Consider the following 1,100-nt stretch of genomic DNA (forward strand, 5'->3'; position numbering starts at 1 on the left):
CCTTCGTCCATGGCCACCGGGTTGATCAGGGTGACTTCCATCTTGACGTTGTCACCCGGCATCACCATTTCGACGCCTTCCGGCAGCTTGGCGGCGCCGGTGATGTCGGTGGTGCGGAAGTAGAACTGCGGACGGTAGCCGTTGAAGAACGGGGTGTGGCGGCCGCCCTCGTCCTTCGACAGGACGTACACTTCGCCTTCGAACTTGGTGTGCGGCTTGATCGTGCCCGGCTTGGCCAGCACCTGGCCACGCTCGACGTCGTCACGCTTGGTGCCGCGCAGCAGCAGGCCAGCGTTGTCGCCTGCCTGACCCTGGTCCAGCAGCTTGCGGAACATTTCAACGCCGGTCACGGTGGTCTTCTGCACCGGACGGATGCCGACGATTTCGATTTCGTCGCCAACCTTGATCACGCCGCGCTCGATACGACCAGTCACCACGGTGCCGCGGCCCGAGATCGAGAACACGTCTTCCACCGGCATCAGGAACGGCTTGTCGATCGCACGCTCCGGCTCCGGAATCCAGCTGTCCAGCGCGTCGACCAGCTTCAGGATGGCCGGCACGCCGATGTCGCTCTGGTCGCCTTCCAGTGCCAGACGGGCCGAACCGGCGATGATCGGGGTGTCGTCGCCCGGGAACTCGTACTTGCTCAGCAGCTCGCGCACTTCCATCTCGACCAGCTCGAGCAGCTCGGCGTCGTCCACCATGTCGGCCTTGTTCAGGAACACGACGATGTACGGCACGCCGACCTGGCGCGACAGCAGGATGTGCTCACGGGTCTGCGGCATCGGGCCGTCAGCGGCCGAGCACACCAGGATCGCGCCGTCCATCTGGGCGGCACCGGTGATCATGTTCTTGACGTAGTCAGCGTGGCCCGGGCAGTCAACGTGGGCGTAGTGACGGGTCGGGGATTCGTATTCGACGTGCGCGGTCGAGATCGTGATGCCACGCGCCTTTTCTTCCGGCGCGGCGTCGATCGAGGAGTAGTCCTTGAACTCGCCACCGAAGCGCTCGGCACCGATCTTGGTCAGTGCGGCGGTCAGCGTGGTCTTGCCGTGGTCGACGTGACCGATGGTGCCGACGTTGACGTGCGGCTTGGTGCG

1 protein-coding gene is annotated in these 1,100 nt (G+C 64.7%); it reads right to left on the reverse strand.

The genetic code is table 11. From position 1 onward, the window contains the following. Positions 1 to 1,100, reverse strand: a 1,100-nt coding sequence (tuf, locus tag ABGA94_RS09985) for an elongation factor Tu (RefSeq protein ID WP_151355531.1), incomplete at both ends; no start/stop codon positions are given.

This window comes from Stenotrophomonas sp. 3diitr2024, from assembly GCF_042136455.1.
Classification (GTDB): Bacteria; Pseudomonadota; Gammaproteobacteria; order Xanthomonadales; family Xanthomonadaceae; genus Stenotrophomonas; species Stenotrophomonas sepilia.